This is a genomic window from Alteromonas sp. MB-3u-76 (assembly GCF_002831605.1).
Lineage (GTDB): Bacteria > Pseudomonadota > Gammaproteobacteria > Enterobacterales > Alteromonadaceae > Alteromonas > Alteromonas hispanica.
In genome coordinates, this window is sequence record NZ_CP025115.1 from 532,538 (window position 1) to 550,971 (window position 18,434).

Annotated in this window: 16 protein-coding genes; 11 read left to right on the forward strand and 5 right to left on the reverse strand. The window is 44.4% G+C overall.

From position 1 onward, the window contains the following. Positions 1 to 58: 58 nt before the first annotated feature. From CW735_RS02300 to CW735_RS02310, 3 genes are all read left to right on the forward strand, one after another. On the forward strand, positions 59 to 589 hold the full coding sequence (locus CW735_RS02300; protein WP_100970846.1) for a copper chaperone PCu(A)C: 531 nt from the start codon (positions 59 to 61) through the stop codon (positions 587 to 589). A gap of 160 nt (positions 590 to 749) precedes the next feature. Then, the gene (locus CW735_RS02305) at positions 750 to 1,223 is read left to right on the forward strand and encodes a Dps family protein (RefSeq protein ID WP_071978522.1); all 474 of its coding nucleotides are present in this window, start codon (positions 750 to 752) and stop codon (positions 1,221 to 1,223) included. Positions 1,224 to 1,501: 278 nt separating this feature from the next. Continuing rightward, positions 1,502 to 2,632, forward strand: a complete 1,131-nt coding sequence (locus CW735_RS02310) for a PQQ-dependent sugar dehydrogenase (protein ID WP_100973152.1) — start codon at positions 1,502 to 1,504, stop codon at positions 2,630 to 2,632. Positions 2,633 to 2,802: 170 nt separating this feature from the next. Here CW735_RS02310 and CW735_RS02315 read toward each other — a convergent pair whose 3' ends face one another. Both CW735_RS02315 and CW735_RS02320 read right to left on the reverse strand, forming a co-directional pair. Beyond that, positions 2,803 to 4,836, reverse strand: a complete 2,034-nt coding sequence (locus CW735_RS02315; protein ID WP_232368414.1) for a S9 family peptidase — start codon at positions 4,834 to 4,836, stop codon at positions 2,803 to 2,805. A 276-nt stretch (positions 4,837 to 5,112) separates the two neighbouring features. Then, positions 5,113 to 5,442: a DUF962 domain-containing protein gene (locus CW735_RS02320; protein WP_100970848.1), complete on the reverse strand. Its 330-nt coding sequence runs from the start codon at positions 5,440 to 5,442 to the stop codon at positions 5,113 to 5,115. A gap of 208 nt (positions 5,443 to 5,650) precedes the next feature. Between CW735_RS02320 and trxA the strand changes: the two genes are divergently transcribed. Beyond that, positions 5,651 to 6,520 carry a thioredoxin gene (gene trxA / locus CW735_RS02325; RefSeq protein WP_071978524.1) on the forward strand — a complete coding sequence of 290 codons (870 nt, stop codon included), beginning with the start codon at positions 5,651 to 5,653 and terminating at the stop codon, positions 6,518 to 6,520. 118 nt (positions 6,521 to 6,638) lie between these two features. Here the strand turns inward: trxA and CW735_RS02330 are convergent, their stop codons facing one another. Next, positions 6,639 to 7,070 carry a hypothetical protein gene (locus CW735_RS02330; RefSeq protein WP_100970849.1) on the reverse strand — a complete coding sequence of 144 codons (432 nt, stop codon included), beginning with the start codon at positions 7,068 to 7,070 and terminating at the stop codon, positions 6,639 to 6,641. A gap of 217 nt (positions 7,071 to 7,287) precedes the next feature. On the opposite strand from CW735_RS02330, the gene CW735_RS02335 reads away from it, so the two are divergent. From CW735_RS02335 to CW735_RS02360, 6 genes are all read left to right on the forward strand, one after another. Further along, entirely contained in the window at positions 7,288 to 8,463 is a 1,176-nt protein-coding gene (locus CW735_RS02335) for an aminotransferase class V-fold PLP-dependent enzyme (protein ID WP_100970850.1), read from the forward strand. Between the two features lie 52 nt (positions 8,464 to 8,515). Then, entirely contained in the window at positions 8,516 to 8,698 is a 183-nt protein-coding gene (locus CW735_RS02340) for a DUF2065 domain-containing protein (protein WP_071978527.1), read from the forward strand. Between the two features lie 258 nt (positions 8,699 to 8,956). Next, positions 8,957 to 10,255 carry an adenylosuccinate synthase gene (locus CW735_RS02345; protein WP_071978528.1) on the forward strand — a complete coding sequence of 433 codons (1,299 nt, stop codon included), beginning with the start codon at positions 8,957 to 8,959 and terminating at the stop codon, positions 10,253 to 10,255. Positions 10,256 to 10,478: 223 nt separating this feature from the next. Beyond that, a complete protein-coding gene (locus CW735_RS02350) occupies positions 10,479 to 11,885 on the forward strand; it encodes an aldehyde dehydrogenase family protein (protein ID WP_071978529.1) in 1,407 nt (468 codons plus the stop codon). A gap of 12 nt (positions 11,886 to 11,897) precedes the next feature. After that, a complete protein-coding gene (locus tag CW735_RS02355) occupies positions 11,898 to 12,314 on the forward strand; it encodes a VOC family protein (protein ID WP_100970851.1) in 417 nt (138 codons plus the stop codon). 104 nt (positions 12,315 to 12,418) lie between these two features. Continuing rightward, positions 12,419 to 12,889, forward strand: a complete 471-nt coding sequence (locus CW735_RS02360; protein ID WP_071978531.1) for a LabA-like NYN domain-containing protein — start codon at positions 12,419 to 12,421, stop codon at positions 12,887 to 12,889. 54 nt (positions 12,890 to 12,943) lie between these two features. On the opposite strand, the gene ggt is transcribed toward CW735_RS02360, so the two are convergent. Both ggt and CW735_RS02370 read right to left on the reverse strand, forming a co-directional pair. Then, the gene (gene ggt, locus CW735_RS02365) at positions 12,944 to 14,659 is read right to left on the reverse strand and encodes a gamma-glutamyltransferase (RefSeq protein ID WP_100970852.1); all 1,716 of its coding nucleotides are present in this window, start codon (positions 14,657 to 14,659) and stop codon (positions 12,944 to 12,946) included. Positions 14,660 to 14,700: 41 nt separating this feature from the next. After that, the gene (locus CW735_RS02370) at positions 14,701 to 16,077 is read right to left on the reverse strand and encodes a Na+/H+ antiporter NhaC family protein (RefSeq protein WP_100970853.1); all 1,377 of its coding nucleotides are present in this window, start codon (positions 16,075 to 16,077) and stop codon (positions 14,701 to 14,703) included. Between the two features lie 176 nt (positions 16,078 to 16,253). Here CW735_RS02370 and CW735_RS02375 point away from each other — a divergent pair, with 176 nt between their 5' ends. Beyond that, positions 16,254 to 18,308, forward strand: a complete 2,055-nt coding sequence (locus tag CW735_RS02375; RefSeq protein WP_232368345.1) for a glycoside hydrolase family 3 N-terminal domain-containing protein — start codon at positions 16,254 to 16,256, stop codon at positions 18,306 to 18,308. Positions 18,309 to 18,434 lie beyond the last annotated feature (126 nt).

Here is an 18,434-nt window from a genome sequence, read left to right on the forward strand (position 1 = left end):
TGTATTACGTAATTCTTACGTAAACTAGTTCCGTTAACCTCAACGGAGCAATATCTCAATGTCCCCTATTTCTTTTTCGCTGTATTTTCTAAAACGCTCAACCTTGTTTATTTGCATGATGTCGTTCGTCTCTATGACAGCTTTTGCACACGGTGACAATAGCCATGACGAAACAGCTGAAGACAACTCTCAGATTGTATTAAAAGACGGCTATGCCCGAGCTACATTTCCAATGGCGAAAACTGCCGCAATGTATTTTACTCTTCACAATATGTCTGAAAATGAAGTTCGCTTTGTCAGCGTAAGTGTCGATGAAGAAGTAGCAGATGAGGCGCAAATTCACACCACAGAGATGCAGGGCGACGTTATGCGTATGCGCCACGTAGACAAAGGAGTCAGTGTGGCGGCAAACGGGCATATAGCTTTCGCGCCTGGTGGGTATCACATTATGTTAATGGGTCTTAAAAACGGTTTGCAAGCAGGTAGTGAAGTGAAGCTTACGTTGAGCTTCGATTCTCTCGAAGACCTGCATGTAGTGTTACCAGTAAAAGAAGAGAATAAAGGTATGCAGCATCACGGTCACCATTAGCGATGACACATTATCATTGAAAAAGGTTTTAGGTCATCTATAAATTAGATGATCACAATCAAATTAATACGCGTTATTTATACTAAGCTTTAGCGTATTCTTTACTCATACGGTTAGCGAAATAGCTAACGACTTTTTCAAAAGTGTTAAGGAGCGAAACATGAGCAAGATAGACATTGGAATTTCAGAAAGTGATCGTAGCGAAGTAGCACACGGCCTTAAAAAGCTGTTAGCCGACTCTTATACCCTATATCTTCAAACGCATAACTTTCATTGGAATGTAGAAGGACCCCAGTTTCGGGAATTGCATTTAATGTTTGAAGAGCACTACACCGAACTTGCTGAAGCGGTTGATGAAATTGCAGAGCGAATTCGTACATTAGGCGTTGCTGCTCCAGGAACCTATAAAGCGTTTGCAGAGCTTAGCGCTATTGAGGAAGTTGATGGTGTACCTGAAGCTACAGAAATGGTGCGTTTACTAACCCACGGTCACGAGCAAGTGGTAAAAACCTGTCGAGAGTCGTTAAAGCTTGCCCAAGGTGCCGACGATGAGTCTTCTGCTGCACTCATTGGCGACAGAATGCGTGTGCATGAAAAAACAGCGTGGATGCTTCGCGCAACGCTTCCAAAATAAAGCGATTAGTAGAAGTTTGTTAGCCCTTTTAAGTGGGACTATACATCGGGTTTGCTTGTAGCGAAATATGCATAAACTAGTTAAAAGCGAGTATTTCCAGATAAACTGCGACGAATAAAACTAAGGGTACAGCTATGCTGTACCCTTTTTTGTATACTCTGTTCCAACAAACTTTCAAAACCTGACTTTTAAAGCGCCTGCCATAGAGACGAACTTGGTGGACGTGAGAAGTTAGGTTTATGGCTCGTGAACGAGCCCCAACAAGCATTGAGGTACACATGAGAAAGTCTGCAATTGGGTTACTGAGCCTATGTAGTATAAGTTTAGCGGTAAGCCAAAGCGTAAACGCCAATAGCCACAACGACTCACCAACAACAGACGCTATAACAGTAACCACTCTCGCGGAGGGCCTTGAGCATCCTTGGGGAATGGTTTTTCTACCAAGCGGAGACATGTTAGTGACCGAACGCGCTGGCGGTATTCGTCGTTTGACAAAAGACGGCGTGCTATCGGAACGTTTAGAAAATGTGCCTGAGGTGGTTGCGAATAATCAGGGCGGAATGCTTGATATCACTGTTGATCCGGACTTTAGCGAAAATAATACTGTGTACTTCTGCTACAGCAAACCCTCAGACGATGGCCAAGCTGGTAGTAGCAGTAGTGTGGCAAAAGCAACGCTAGCTAATAATAAACTTGAAAACGTTGAGGTTATTTTTAGTGCCTCACCTGTTATAGATAATGGGTTTCACTTTGGCTGTCGACTTGTGTTCGATGCTGATAAGTCGCTTTACATTACTCTTGGCGATCGCTACAAATACATGAAAGAGGCACAAAATACGAACAATCACTTTGGGAGTATTGTTCGCATAAATCGTGACGGAAGCGTGCCTGGAGATAATCCCTTCATCGATGGCGACGCTCCTGAAGTATTTAGTTATGGCCATCGAAATGTTCAAGGGGTAACGGTACATCCGCAAACCGGTGCTGTTTGGGCAATGGAGCACGGGCCGAAAGGTGGCGATGAAATTAATGTTATCAAAAAAGCCGCCAATTACGGTTGGCCAGAAATTACCTACGGCATTGACTACAGCGGTGAAATTATCAGTGATAAAACCCATATGGAGGGCATGGAGCAACCTTGGCTTTATTGGGACCCTTCTATCGCACCAAGCGGGCTGACTTTTTACACTGGTGATATGTTTAAAGAATGGCAAGGCGACATTTTAGTAGGTTCGCTTAAATTCACCCATCTTCGCAGAGTGGAAATAGAAAACGGAAAGCCTGCTAAGCAACACGAATACTTGCGCGAGAATGGCGCGCGTATTAGAGACGTTGATGTTGATAGTGAAGGTGCAATTTACCTTTTAACCGATGCGCCGAACGGTAAAGTACTCAAACTAACTAAGTAACACTAACTAAGTAAGCAACTAAGTAGCTAACTAAGAAACCAATGAGTAGCGAACTCCGCCAGCTTATTGAAGCAATAAAAAGCCGAGACAACTCGTAATGTTATCTCGGCTTTTGTCTTTTTATGAAACGGCGGTTTAAGCTTGAAGCGTTAAATTCGCGTTTCGCGTTACTATTTATCCTCGTGCTGTGCGTCGCTTTTATAGCGCTCGAACCACGCAAGAATATTCCCGACTTTTTGTATTAGCCTAGACGGCCGGCTGGCTATGCCATGAGACGCGCCGGGTATTCTTACCATGGCGGCATCGACGTCTTGAAGTTTTAATGCTTGATAATATTGTTCAGACTCGCTGATGGGAGTGCGATAATCCGATTCTCCGGTTAACAACATGGTAGGCGTAGTCACATTGCCCACTAGGGAAAGAGGGCTGCGCTTCCACAATTTATCTGCAATATTCCAGGGCATATCAGCCATCCAATATTGGCTGAAGAACGGGTATGCGTCGGCGGTTAAAGCAAAGCTCATCCAGTTAATTACAGGCTTTGCAACCACTGCAGCGGCGAAACGATCTGTTTTGCCAATAGACCAAGCGGTAAGCACACCGCCGCCTGAACCACCAGTAATAAATAGGTTGTCTGTGTCTACGTAACCTTTATCAATGACGGCATCTACCACATCCATAAGGTCGTTGTAGTCTTCAGAAGGGTAGTTGTGATGTATTAAATTGCCAAAGTCTTCGCCATAAGAGCTGCTTCCACGTGGATTAGACCATACCACCACGTACCCCTGAGCAGCCATCAATTGAATTTCCATGGCGAAATGCGGGCCATAAGCCGCATGAGGGCCACCGTGGATCTCTAAGATTAATGGGTACTTTTTGGTCTTATCAAAGCCAGGAGGTAGTGCAACCCAGGCGTCAATTTCTCTTTCATCAACACTCGAAACCACGGTTAAATCAATCACCTCAGCGAGATCTTTGTGACCAAGCGCGTCCTCATTAAGATTGGTCAATGCCTTATCATCACCGCGTTTGCGATATAAGGTAAGGTCGCCAGGCATACTCCTTGCGGCGCTTGTGTAAACAATGGTCCCTTCATCACTAACTGCAAATGCGCCTGAGGTGTAAGGTCTGCCAAGAGACTGACCACCCATAGACACATTTAGCGGATTAACATCACCTTTAAGGTTTACCGCAGCTAACTTGTTGTGGCCTTCGTCGAGATAAGAAAAAATAAGGCCGCGACTATTTTTTCGCCATTCGAAGTCTCCAACAGCGCGATCCAAAGACTCAGTCAGTCGCGTGATATCGCCACTTTTAAGTTCCATAATCATTAAGTCGCTATTTTGATATGACAACTTGCGATCATTGACATGACTAAAGGCGAGATACTTGCCGTCTGGGCTTAAGGAAGGAGAGCCTTCAGGTCCTTCCATACTGGTCACTTGCTCAGTTTCACCTGTGGTTACCTTAACTCTATAAATGTCGCTAAAAAGTGGATGCAACGCGTAATCTTCTCGATTAGGTGTTGCGAAATAAATCCAATCGCCGTCTTTTGAGAACGACAGTGAGCCGCCACAGGGGAATTTACCTGTAGTTAATTGTCGTGGCGTACCACCTTCAACAGGCAGCACGTATATTTGATTATATCCTTCACGCAGGTAGCCTCTGCCATCGCCGCGGTATTGCGTAGTATCAATGTACGTTGCTTGTTCAGCCCACTTAGCCCCTTCAGGCTTTGATGGCATAGCGGTGAATATTGGCGTGTTTTTCTCTTCAGTAAACAGGCTAAAGGCCAGCGTTTCACCGTCAGGCGACCACGTTAAATTCCCAGGGGCCTCGTCGGTATTAGTAAGGCGAACAGACTGCTGAGTATCGAGATAATACAAATGCAGCTGTGTTCTGCCATCGACAGCTTTCGTGTACGCAAGAATGTTGCCATTAGGGGAAAGCGTTGCTTGAGAAACGCTTTCATCTTGAGCAATAAATGGCCGATGTTTTCCTGACTTTATGTCCACTTGCCATAATCTGGCTTGCCTGCCGTCAGTCATAATGTCTAAACTTTGGCGGCTGTAGATAACCGTATTATCGTTGATAAATTGCGGGTTTGAGACAAACTCTAAATTAAAAGTGTCATTGTAGGTTAATGTGTTATGACTCGCTTCGGCGCCATCAACAGATGGGTTATCGGCTGCGAATGTGGGCATTATGCTAACGCATAAGGCGGTCATTACAGCGCATGCTGCTGTTGAACGTTTGCGAGCCTCAGAAGGGTGAGCAGACATAGATTATCCTTTTTTGTTATTACTGCATTTTAAGGCGTAAATATCGTATTAGTGAGGCAGTTACACCACACCAATTTGCCAAAATACGTCATTGAGCAAAGTATCGTTATCTTCTAAACATAACATAGCCTGTTGTTTTCACTCGTGTCATCTGTGTGCGGCAAAGTTACATTGAGATGTGATAAACAACGCAGCTCATCAGTTTTTAAGGCTTATCTTTCCTACTAAAATGTCTTTAAACATCACCCAGTCGCCTATAAAACTGTAAAGGGGATATTGGAAGGTTGCGGGTTTGTTTTTCTCAAAGAAAAAATGTCCCACCCAAGCAAATCCATAGCCTACAAGCGGAATTAACCAAAGATAAATAAATGCATTAGTAAATACGGCTATCGCAATAATGGCAAGCACCAACCAAGAACCAATAAAGTGGAGGGTTCTGCACGTTGCATCTCTATGTTCCGTAAGATAAAACGGATAAAATTCATCAAACGATTTAAAACGCTGCTCGGTGGGTATTTCATTGCTCATGGTGTTACGCTCTATCGTGATTAAGTTAAAACGGCATCTCAATTTACACTAAATTAACATGTTGCCATAGTGAACAATGTCGTTTGCACGACAAATGCTCACAGAGGCAAGAGCAGTGCTAACGCTATAAAGTGCAAACAGCCTTGTATTTTGAGAATAACTACCCCATATTCCTCGTCATGAATTTGATAAGAAAAAGGCGCGCATGATGGAAAATATAATTGCTAACACACAGGCAACTATTGTTGATATTACAGTAGAAAATTTTCAGCAAATTATAGTTGAGGCATCACAAGAGAAGCTGGTGCTTATCGATTTTTGGGCCCCGTGGTGCGAGCCGTGTAAGGACCTTCTACCCATATTAGAAAAGCTTGCTGGTGAATACAGTCAGCATATGATACTCGCAAAGGTAGACTGCGAGGCGCAGCAAGAAGTCGCCGCTCAGTTTGGTATTCGTAACTTACCTACCGTTATGGTGGTTCAAAACGGTCAACCTGTAGATGGCTTTGCTGGCGTGCAGGGCGAGCCACAAATTCGTGAAATGTTGCAAAAGTATTTACCTAATCCAGAAGATGAGCTTCTTGCAACAGCAGGTAAAGCTATTCAACAAGGCGATTATGCAGCGGCATTACCAGCGGCTAAAGAGGCTGTTGATCTAAACGCTGATAACGTGAATGCGAAGTACATGCTGATTGATTGTTTTATAGAAACCGGCTCTATCGATGTTGCCAAGCAGTTGCTGTCCGAAATTAAACTAGTGGATCAGGACTCTCGCTTTAAAACCTTAAATGGAAAAGTTGAGCTTGCAGAACAGGCAGCTGATACGCCGGAGATACGTCAGCTTCAGGCGACGGTTGAAGCTAATCCAGATGATTTACAAGCAAAGGTAGATTTAGCTGTTCAGCTTCATCAGGCTAATAAATCACAAGATGCTCTTGCGCTGCTATATACGGTATTGAAAAAAGAGTTGAGTTTTGGCAATGCAAGACAACTCATGATGGATATGATGAACGCGCTTCCAGATGGCGATCCGTTAAAATCTGAGTATCGTCGTAAAGTCTATAGCTTGCTTTACTAACCTACGGCTTCTATCGCTATAGCTTGGTGCTGTAGATTGGCTCTGTACGCAGCGTTCTAATTTTAGCCGGAGCTGCGTGTTTTGCTTTCATTTGCAGGTAACAGGCGGGTGGTTTTCTCTATTTTAAAGGGCTGTTTATTGGGGAAAAGCCCTCTTGGTGAAGCCAATTAAGAGCCTGAAAATATCGCTCAAAATATTGTCTTTCGTATGTAGGAAACTCAAGGTCTCGTTGTTTAGACGGATGAGTGCGCTCAAGGTGCGCTTTTTTCACCATTCCGCTGTCTAACACATAGGCAGAGCGGCATAATCCCATAGTAATGTTAGTTTTTATGGCTTCCGATAGGCATGTCTGACAATCTGGTGTTGCCAACACCCAGCGCCTACCGTCCATTAGGGCGGCCCAAGGTTTTCCCTCAAAACGCTTTATAAGCGAGTGCATTTCCTCTACAAAAATCTGAGTTGTTTTCAAATTCCAAGCGCCCACAGCAAATACTTCTAACACGTTGCCAGAAATATCGACAGAGTAATTGCCATAAGGGGGAAATTGCATTGTTACTTCACTACCGCTCTGTGCTAAAAATGTATTGTTTCGTATACCTATCCTTAATTTTATAGCACATTTTTGGCGGTTGGAAATCCGATTAGGTATAAAATTTTATACTGTGGATTAAACATTTTACACCTTCAACGCTTTTAGTTTCGTGTTTGTATGCTAGCGACGATGGGTTTTGCTAAGGTAAGTGCGACTAAATAAAGAGAAATTTGTTATGGCGTATCAGCAATTTTATACCGGTTTTCTTGAGGCGAATGAAGGCAAGCAACAGTATACGTGCCACAGTCATTATTTTTGGCCAGACTGCACCAAAGACGCCACGATTGAATACTGGGACGACAGTGCGCGCTATGTTGACGCGAAGTGGGGGTATTTTTTCGAAACATTAGTACCCGAGCTACAACGTAAAATAAGCCACATTATCGACACCAGCTTGCCCGAGCAGATTGTATTTGCATCGAACACACATGAATTACTGTATCGCATTATGAGTTGTTTAGACCTTTCTGACGCTATTACGGTTGTTTCTACCGACAGTGAGTTTCATAGTTTTCAACGTCAAATAACGCGCCTAGCCGAGCACGATAATATCAATATTGTGAGCGTACCTACGCAGCCTTTCGAATCGTTCAATGAGCGATTTAAAGCCGCTATATCGGCGCATCAGCCTAATTTAGTGTTTTTTAGTCACGTGTTTTTTAATTCAGGTTACGTGGTAGAAGATCTAGATGGCATTGTAGAGAGCGTAGAAAACGAAGATACCCTTATAGTGATAGATGGTTACCATGGATTTATGGCAAAGACCACCAGCCTTCGAAATATTGAGCAGCGCGCTTTTTACTTATCTGGTAGTTATAAGTATGCACAAGCTGGCGAAGGAGCGTGTTTTGCCCACATTCCAAACGGGTGCACCTTACGCCCGAGATATACAGGCTGGTTTGCTGAATTCGGCACGCTAGATAAGCCTCGTTCAGGAGAAGTTCAATATAGCACCGACGGCATGCGTTTCGCTGGTGCCACCATGGACTTTACCGCATTGTATAGGTTGAGAGCAGTTTTGCGATTATTTGATAAGAATAACTTGAGTGTGGAGGCCATAGATAAGCATGTTATGGCTATTCAGCGTCACTTTTTGTCAAAGCTTGATAATTGTGACCATCAGCAGCTCACCAGAAAAGCGCTGGTGGTGAGCGATGAAACGCGGCGCGGCCACTTCCTCACATTTGAACTAGGCAGTGCAGAAGAAACAGCGCAACTAGCTAACGCACTCAAGGCGCATAATATTTTTACCGACTACCGAGGAAGTCGCTTGCGCTTTGGCTTTGGTTTATATCATACCCCTGAATATATTGATTTAAGCGCGCTGTCTAAGCACTCAAGCAAGATTTAACGATTAACTGATACGCAGTTACAAACACGCACTAACAAAAAGGAGAGGCCCTATGTCATGGTTCTTACCCGCGCTGGCCATGGTATTGATTATTGAGGGGCTTGGGCCGCTCTTATTCCCTAACAAATGGCGTAACTATCTCCAGAAATTAAGCCAACAGCCCAGTAATGAGTTGCGTCGAATAGGTGGGGTATTGGTGATAATGGGGGCGTTGCTTTTATTATTTTTTGCATAGGATATTTTTGACGCAGAAAAAGCGGTTTTTTCAAAGGCTGACCGTTTGTTCAGGTTAAACCTTCAAGATAGTAGTTAGCTACATACTAACTCTTTATAAAAGAGAGGGTTAGTTAGTGTAAAATGCGACAAGCACGATTTTGACTATGGTTCCTTAAAGACACTTTGTTCTCTGTGACGTATTTTTGTTCGAAAAACAGATGATCCTTTGCGTAGAATTTTGTAGAATCCCCGCCTAATTTTCTTACACATATGATTCATGGCAAAGAACGTTGTGGTACTCGGCACTCAATGGGGTGACGAGGGTAAAGGCAAGGTCGTAGACCTACTCACAGATCGCGCAAAGTATGTTGTTCGCTACCAAGGCGGGCACAATGCGGGTCACACTCTAGTAATCGACGGTGAAAAAACCGTACTTCACTTAATTCCATCAGGCATCCTACGCGATAATGTTACCTGCATAATTGGTAACGGTGTTGTGCTTAGCCCAGACGCACTTATGAAAGAAATGACTATGCTTGAAGAGCGTGGCGTTCCTGTGCGCGAACGATTGAAGATCAGTGAAGCTTGTCCGCTTATTCTTCCTTATCATATTGCACTAGACGTAGCGCGTGAAAAAGCACGCGGTGCAAAAGCAATTGGTACAACAGGTCGTGGTATCGGCCCTGCGTATGAAGATAAAGTAGCCCGTCGCGGTTTACGTGTTGGCGACTTATTTAATGCGGAAGATTTCGCAGCCAAGTTGAAAGAAGTGCTAGACGTGCATAACTTCACGCTAACTCAGTACTATGGTGAAGAAGCGGTTGATTTCGACGAAACCTTAAAAGCTGCGATGGAAGTTGCAGATATTCTTAAGGCCATGGTAGTTGATGTTACTGACGAGCTGGATAAAGCCGATAAGAACGGTTTGCCCATTATGTTTGAAGGTGCGCAAGGTACGCTGTTAGATATCGATCACGGTACTTATCCTTACGTCACATCATCTAACACTACGGTTGGTGGTGTAGCAACTGGCGCAGGCTTTGGTCCGCTTAAATTAGACTACGTGTTGGGTATTGTTAAAGCGTACACCACTCGTGTTGGCTCGGGTCCTTTCCCGACAGAGCTTGATTGCGAAGTAGGGCAGCACCTAGGCGTTAAAGGTCACGAGTTTGGCGCTACTACCGGTCGCAAGCGTCGCACAGGTTGGTTTGATGCCGTTGCAATGAAACGCGCTGTACAAATTAACTCAATTACTGGTTTCTGCTTAACCAAACTTGATGTACTTGATGGTTTAGAATCACTTCAAATTTGTGTGGGTTATCGCGATGCCGAAGGTACTGTAAAAGACGTACCGCCTATGGCAGCCGACGGCTACGACAAAATCACACCGGTTTATGAAGAAATGCCCGGTTGGTCAGATACTACGTTTGGTGTCACTGAGTTTGATAGCTTACCTCAAGCCGCGAAGAACTACATTAAGCGCCTTGAAGAGCTAACTGGCGTGCCAATTGATATTGTCTCTACAGGCCCGGACAGAAAAGAGACTATGGTTCTGCGCCACCCATACGACGCATAATTACTCGTTCTGCTTACAAAGTTCTTAAAAAGCCTAGCAATTGCTAGGTTTTTTTTAATCTACAGTTTTTTAGATCTACGCGGATTGGTTTAAATTCGCACCTCAAATATCAGCCGACCTCAACATTAATTAACAATTAAGTTGCGTTCACGCAGAACATACCTATTAATGTAGTAACAGTAGTTATTATTTTCCAAGCTGACAAAGCCAGTGGAGCCTTCATATGCCAAATAGACCAACTCTTCATGCCATCGAACCAGGTATCTGTTACATCGATAATGTTAAGAAACTAAACGCCGCTTACCGCTCTGGAAAAACGCAATCACTCGACTGGCGCAAAACGCAATTGTTGGCATTAAAGCGTATGCTGGAAGACAATCAAGCGGCGTTACTAGACGCGCTCAAGCAGGACTTAGGAAAATGTGAAACGGAAGCTATGGTGGCAGAGCAGGGCTTTTTATTGTCAGATATAGACCATACGCTTAAGCATCTCGACCAGTGGGTAAAACCTCGTAAGGTGTCTACACCTATGGTGGCCTGGCCAGGGAAAAGCTATAAGCAACCGGAGTCACTGGGTACGGTATTAATTATTGGGGCGTGGAATTACCCATTACAGCTATTACTAGCGCCTTACATTGCAGCGCTAGCCGCGGGTAATTGCGCGGTATTAAAGCCTTCGGAGCTATCTGCTGAAACCTCAGCATTAATTGCAAAGCTTATCCCTCAATATATGGATGTGTCTTGTGTCGAGGTTATCGAGGGTGGAAAAGAAGAGTCCACTGCGCTACTGGCCTGTAAATGGGACCACATTTTTTATACTGGCGGTGAAGCGGTAGGTAAGGTGGTAATGAGTGCTGCCGCTCGTCATTTAACTCCAGTTACCTTAGAGCTTGGCGGTAAAAGTCCATGTTTCGTTGACAAAAATACCAATTTGAAAGTAACTGCCAGACGAATTGTTTGGGGAAAATGGATGAACGCTGGGCAAACCTGCGTTGCGCCCGATTATATTATTGTTGAAAAGGGTTTTGAGCAGCCGCTTATAGAAGCCTTGAGAAAAGAACTTAAAAAACAATACGGCAAATCGGCATTGGCTTCACCGGATTATGGAAACATAATTAACCAAAGACACTTAAGTCGCTTACGCAGTTATTTAGATAACGCGAACGTTGTGTACGGCGGCGATTTTAATGAAGAGCGCCCAGCGATGGAGCCCACTTTGGTGCTAGAACCATCCCTTGATAGCGCCATTATGCAGGAAGAGATTTTCGGCCCTATTTTGCCCGTAATTACCGTGCCTTCACTCGATGACGGTATTAACTTAGTCAACGAAAGGGCAAAGCCACTTGCTCTATATGCATTCAGTGATAACGACGAGGTACTCGACCGGATTATTAGCTCAACCAGTTCAGGAAGCGTTTGTACCAACGACACTATGCTGTTTATGACAAACCCAGAGCTTCCGTTTGGCGGAGTAGGCAATAGCGGAATGGGCAGTTATCATGGGCGCGCAGGCTTCGATACATTCAGTCATTTAAAAACGGTGATGAAGCGCTCATTTGCACTTGATGTGCCCTTTAGATATGCGCCGTTTTCCAAATTCAAACTCAAACTGCTTAAGAAATTTTTATAATAAGGACTCGCTATGCCACAACCTTTTCACCTAGCTATACCAGTCACGAACCTAAACGATGCTAATGCATTTTATGGCGAGCTTCTCGGCTGTGAAAAGGGGCGTAGTGATACTCAATGGATAGACTGGAATTTCTTCGGACATCAGTTGGTAACTCACTGCGTTAATGAAATGCCTTCACCGCCGGCATACAACGGCGTTGATGATCACGCAGTCCCCGTTCCTCATTTTGGTGTGGTGCTAAAAATGGAAGATTGGAACGCACTAGCCGAAAAAGCTAAAGCTGCGAACATCGACTTTATAATCTCGCCTTATGTTCGTTTCAAAGGTCAGCCAGGTGAGCAGGCCACTATGTTCTTCAAAGACCCATTTGGTAATGCATTAGAATTCAAAGCATTTGCAGATATAAACCAGCTGTTTGCTTCTTAATGATTGTGAGCAAAGTCACTATCTATTTCACTGCCTTTATTAGAGCATGAAGGTAGGTAGTTACCTGTTACACTGGGTTATCCGGTTTATTTTTTGAGTGTATTTTGAAAAAAGTTCTTATTTTAGTCGATGTCCAAAATGTGTATTACACCTGTCGTCAGGCTTACAAGCGTAACTTTAACTACAATCGCTTTTGGCAGCGAATTAACGCCAACGGTGAAATTGTAAAAGCATTTGCCTATGCCATAGACAGAGGTGATATCAAGCAGCGCGAATTTCAAAATATACTGAAAGCCATTGGTTTTGACATAAAGCTCAAACCTTTTATACAGCGAGCTGACGGCTCGGCCAAAGGTGATTGGGATGTGGGCATTACGGTAGATGCGCTGCAGCACGCCGACAGCGTAGATGAGGTGGTTTTAGTGTCTGGCGACGGCGACTTTGACATACTCGTTGAGGCACTGAAAGCCAAGGGCAAAACCGTACAGGTATACGGCGTACCGGCACTTACTGCACAAAGTTTGCAAAAGGCGGCATCGGAATATATTTCCATCGATACCGCACTGCTGCTCTAAAACCTTGCATTCGCCAGTGTTTGGGGCTTGCTGGCAAAGCGCTTCGCCTGGCTTTTACTCGGCGGGTAACACTATGCTTTTACCACGACCACTTGCTTCTGAGGCCGCATCAATCCCTTTAGCAGTGCGCTTTATAAGATGAACATCGCCAAATCTTCTGTTATCAATCACATACCCCATGTCTTTAAGTTTTTGCACTGTGTTAGCGTTAAATCCATCATGCATTCGTATTGTGTCTTTAGGGAATAACTGATGATGAAAGCGCGGGGTGTTAACTGCATCGTCAGCACTCATGTCGTAAAGCAGAGCATTTAAAAGCGACTGTGCTACCGACGATATAATGGTAGTTCCGCCTGGTGAACCCGTTGCAAGTACCACACTATTGTCTTTTGTTACTAGGGTGGGTGTCATAGACGACAACATGCGCTTATACGGCTCAATGGCGTTGGCCTCGCCACCCACGGCACCGAAGAAGTTTGGTACGCCTGGCTTGGCACTAAAGTCGTCCATTTCATCGTTTAACAAAAAGCCTGCGCCTGTAACTACCACTCCACTGCCGAACGTAAGGTTAATGGTTGTGGTATTGGCAATTGCATTCCCCCACTTATCAATTATCGAAAAGTGCGTCGTGTCTTCACTTTCAGGTAAGCCAGGTTTTACATTTGGCGTAGATGAAATCCTGTTTGGTTGAATCTCTTTTGCTCTGTTGGCGATATATTGCGGCTGAGTGAGCGCTGTTACCGGCACGCTCACAAAATCAGGGTCGCCAAGATATTCCGCTCTATCGGCAAACACCCGTTTACCAATCTCTGACATAATATGGATGTATTCACTGCTGTTTTGCTCTGGGAGTTCGCGATTGGCTGTAAATGCTTCTAGCATGCCTATCCACTGTGCTACAGCTACACCGCCTGAGCTAGGAGGGGGCGCAGTAACTAACTCGTAACCTTGCCAGCTAATTTGAAGAGGATCGCGCCACACTGCTTTATAGGCTGCCAAGTCATCGTGACTAATCAAGCCGCCATTTTGCGCCATAAAACCTACAATGAGGTTAGCTACATCACCTTCATAAAATCCACGCTCTCCTTCTTTTTGTATTGTTTGAAGCGTGTTCGCTAATTCAGGTTGTTTAAACAGGCTTCCCGCCTTTGCTTGCTGAAAATACTGCGCAAAGTTGCTGTTTATATTGTTTTCTTGAGTGCGGCTAATATAGTTCGAAATATTGTTGGCAAGCTTACTGTGAACAATAAAACCGTCTTTTGCCAAACGTACCGCCGGAGCAAGTAAGCGTTGCCAGCTTAGCGAGCCATATTTTTTATGGGCCGCCCACATTCCTGCCACTGTGCCAGGAATGCCAGACGCTTTAGCACCAAATAGCGATTCATAAGGTTTTACATTGCCATTAGCATCCAGGTACATATCACGATGAGCGCGTTCAGGAGCCATTTCTCTATAGTCGAGAAAATCTGTGGTGTCTTCAAACTTAATGGTCATGAAGCCACCGCCACCAATATTGCCCGCCTCGGGTAACGTTACTGCAAGTACAAATTGTGCTGCAATGGCGGCGTCAATTGCGTTTCCACCTTCTTGCAATACTGCCATCGCCGCGTCGGCACTATAGCTGTCTGGCATGGCTACAGCATGCTGCTTATTTGCGTTTTGGATTTGCTCGGCATTATTAGTTGCGGTATTAGTTGCGGTATTAGTTGCGGTATAGGTGCAGCTCGCGGTGAGAAAAATGGCTGCTACTAGTATTATCCTTTGTATCATTTGGAGCTCCTGTATCCTAATTGAAGATCAACGCGCGTTAGTTAACCCAGCATAATAACGCTGGCAATAAAGTACGCAATAAGTGTCAGTACACCGGCAAAAAGTGCATAAGGTATTTGTGTTTTTACGTGAGTTAACACATCACACCCCGCAGCTAATGAGGAAACTGCGGTCGTGTCTGAAATAGGAGAGCAATGATCGCCAAAAATACCACCACCAAGTATAGCTGCTACAACCAGTGAAGGCGGTAACCCTAAGCTTTGAATTAAGGGAACGCCTATGGGGATCAGTATGGCAAATGTTCCCCACGATGTTCCTGTGGTGAAGGACATAACCGCCCCTGCAATAAACAACATAGGAACAATGAAAACAATGGGTAGGTATTCGCCTACAATACCGGCAACAAACACACCGGTTCCCAGATCTTTAAGACTATTACCAAGGGTAAGCGAGAGCAACACTATAGTAACCAGTGGAAGAAGTTCTCCCATTCCTTTAAAGCCAATATCTACCGCTTCCTTATGGGTAAATCGTTTGTGAACAAGTAATAAACCATAAGCAACGGCGGTTGCTAACGCAGTAGCATAAAGTACAGATTTACTGCCACTGCCTTGAGAAAGTACACCATCACCAGTCCAAAACATGAAACCAACCATACTGAGCACCATCACCAACAGTGGCAGTATCATAAAGCGCGCTTTTGTTGCAGGTGCCGATTGTTGCGTTACATCGGTTTGTGAGAGAGCCTTTTCCTCTTCAAGCATGGGACCGTGCACCTTGTCGGCCGATATGGTGTAAGCCACAATGAGCAAGGTGAAAATAGCATAGAAATTAAATACTACGCTGCCCCACAAAATAGAAGCAGAAGAGGCGGGCAGTTCGTAGGCGTCGAGCAGGCTTAAAATGAATGCCCCCCAGCCATTGAGTAAAATTAAAATACAGACAGGGGCACTTGTTGAATCGATAATATAGGCTAACCGCGCTCGGCTCATGCCAAATCTATCGTATAAACCTCGGGCGAAAATACCGGCGGTTAATACGCTTAAATTAGACTCTATAAAGACTGCAATGCCGGTAAACATAGTAAGTCCGCCAACTTGCTTGCGTGTTTTTGCTACGCCTTTCCCTACCAAAAAATTTACCGTGGCGGTTACTCCACCCGAATCGCGTATAAAAGCTAACAGCGCGCCAACTAATACTGAGAAAAGTAATACTCTGGTATTACCCGGACTCGAGGCGGTGCCTACTACTCTTTCAATAGCATTAATGGGAGCAAGGTAGCTCTCTGTAATACTGGTATTAACGAGTATTAGCGCTTCAGCGCACAGCACAGCAAGTGCCAATGCAAGAATGACTTCTTTTTTCCAAAAAACAACGGCAATAGCCACAATAGGGGGGATGACTGACATCCAATCCATACTACTTTCCAAATCTTAACGTACTTATAAATTGCGTGGGTGGCGCTTACTAACGTGACTAACTCGCAGAGGAACTGCGTATTTAGCGGCGATCAGAATAGCTTACACTGTGCTAGCTTACTGATTTATAGTAGCCTACCGTATTGTGTGCGTTGTTACCAAGGATTAGATAAACATTGTCATTTTTTACGTTCAAAAAAGTTACTCTACGCACTAGCAAAACAACGTGCTCATTGTTTTTCACCTACACGCTTTTCATTGCAAGTACGCTTTTCACTTGCGCGTCATTTCCAAGCTACGCGCAAACAAGTCATAGCGCTGCGTTAGGCATTCCGTCAGGTAATGCTATTAGCTTAAACGCTGTGAAACACATGATTGGGCAAAAGTTAATTCTCGACATTCGCTATTTTTGTGAAGACAACACGCCAAGTAAACAGTGCCGTAAGCCTGTAACTGCAATGCCCCAGTCATTGTTAACGTTACTAAGTAATCAAAACATTGGTGGCATTATTTTGTTCAGCGAGAACATAGAAAATGCATCACAGCTGATTAGTTTGAATTATTCACTGCAAGCACACATGCAAAAAGCGGGTCAAAGCCCTTTGTTCATTGCCATTGATCAAGAAGGGGGAAGAGTCGCACGCTTACCCCATTCTATACTGCCAGCTTTTGCTGGAAACCTCGCTATTGGTGCATCAGCGCATCAACATGGCAATATTTTCGCCAAAAATGTGGGCGAGCACATAGGTAAAACCTTATTGCCTTTGGGGATAAATACGAATTTTGCACCGTCTATCGATATCAACAGCGAACCGAAAAACCCAGTTATTAACGTGAGAAGTTTTGGTGAAAACCCCGTACAAACTGCAGAGCTTGGCGAAGCGTTTGTGTCGGCAATGCAAAAAGCTGGTGTGTTAAGTGCGGTGAAGCACTTTCCCGGCCACGGAGACACCCATGTGGACAGTCACTCGGGTTTACCTCGCGTAGACCACACGCTAAAAGAAGCACAATCTGGTGACTTACTGCCTTTTGCAAATATCATCAATAGTGCAATGCCACCTGCAATGGTGATGACAGCGCATATTCAATATCCTGCTTTAGACGACACAACCATTAGAAATAAAAAAGGTGAGTTGCAAGTGGTACCGGCTACCTTGTCGAAGCGTATTTTGACCAATACCTTACGCAACAGTTTACGGTTTAACGGCCTTATTATTACCGATGCTCTTGATATGGCCGGTATCTCTCAATTCTTCACAGAAGAGGACGCTGTTTTACGAGCATTTGACGCCGGTGCTGACATTGCGCTTATGCCCTACACCATTCGCAATGGTAAAGACATAGAAGCGTTCAGCGCGATGATAGAACGCATTGCTATACAAACAATGGAGAGCGGTGAGAAAGTAAAAGATTTAAAGGCTTCCTATCAGCGCATATTAAGAATGAAGCAACACAATCAACTAGCGCGCTTTGTAAGCAAGCCTAAGTCGTGGTGGCTGCAAGAGGTTGGGGCAAACCGTGAAGGCTTGTCTGAAACGGGGTCAGATTCTCACAAACCTACCCAAGTGGCTAAGAGCAATAGCACCTTGTTTATAAAGGGAAATCAAATCGAGAAAGCGCTTTCTGAGGCGTCTGTCACGGTACTTTTTGGAAAAGACAAACTACCAGTGAATAAAAGTAAGTGGTTAGCACTTATGCCTGATGCGGCACGCTGCTTAGCTTTCGAAAAGGCGCTATATGACAGCCGTCCAGATGCAGAATATGCTTGCTTACCGCTCACCGTATTGCCGAATAAGGCGTTAACTAAGCGACTTATAGCGCAAACCGATTTAATGGTGATAGGCGACATCACACCATTACACGCTAACTATGAACTTGGCGGTGCAGATCAACCGTCTTTACTTAAGCAAAGGGCCAATGAGTCTGATATTAAAGCCTTCTCAATACAGGCTATGCAAACAGCAAAGTCTCTCAGTAAGCCAGTAGTTTTTGCTGCACTGAGAATGCCCTACAGTGCAAAAGCTGCAATGGAATTTGCAGATATAGGTATCGCCACTTACGACTACGCTATTACTATTTCTGAAGAAGGCGATGGAAAAGACAGACCCTCAAATAAAGAAAAAAATAGAGAGACAGACACTCGAATTTCCAGTCAAAGCTTGCACACTCTGATAAAAGTTTTGGTTGGAAAATTAGAAGCGAAAGGTCAGTCGCCGGTAACATGGAAGTAGCAAAATTAAAAATAAAACCGAATGAAGTAAGTACTTGCACACCAGATTTTTATCTCGCTTAAAACCCCTTTTTTTGCTCGCTCTTCTGAACGAAAAATTTCCAAAAGCTTAGTTGGTTGTGAGTGC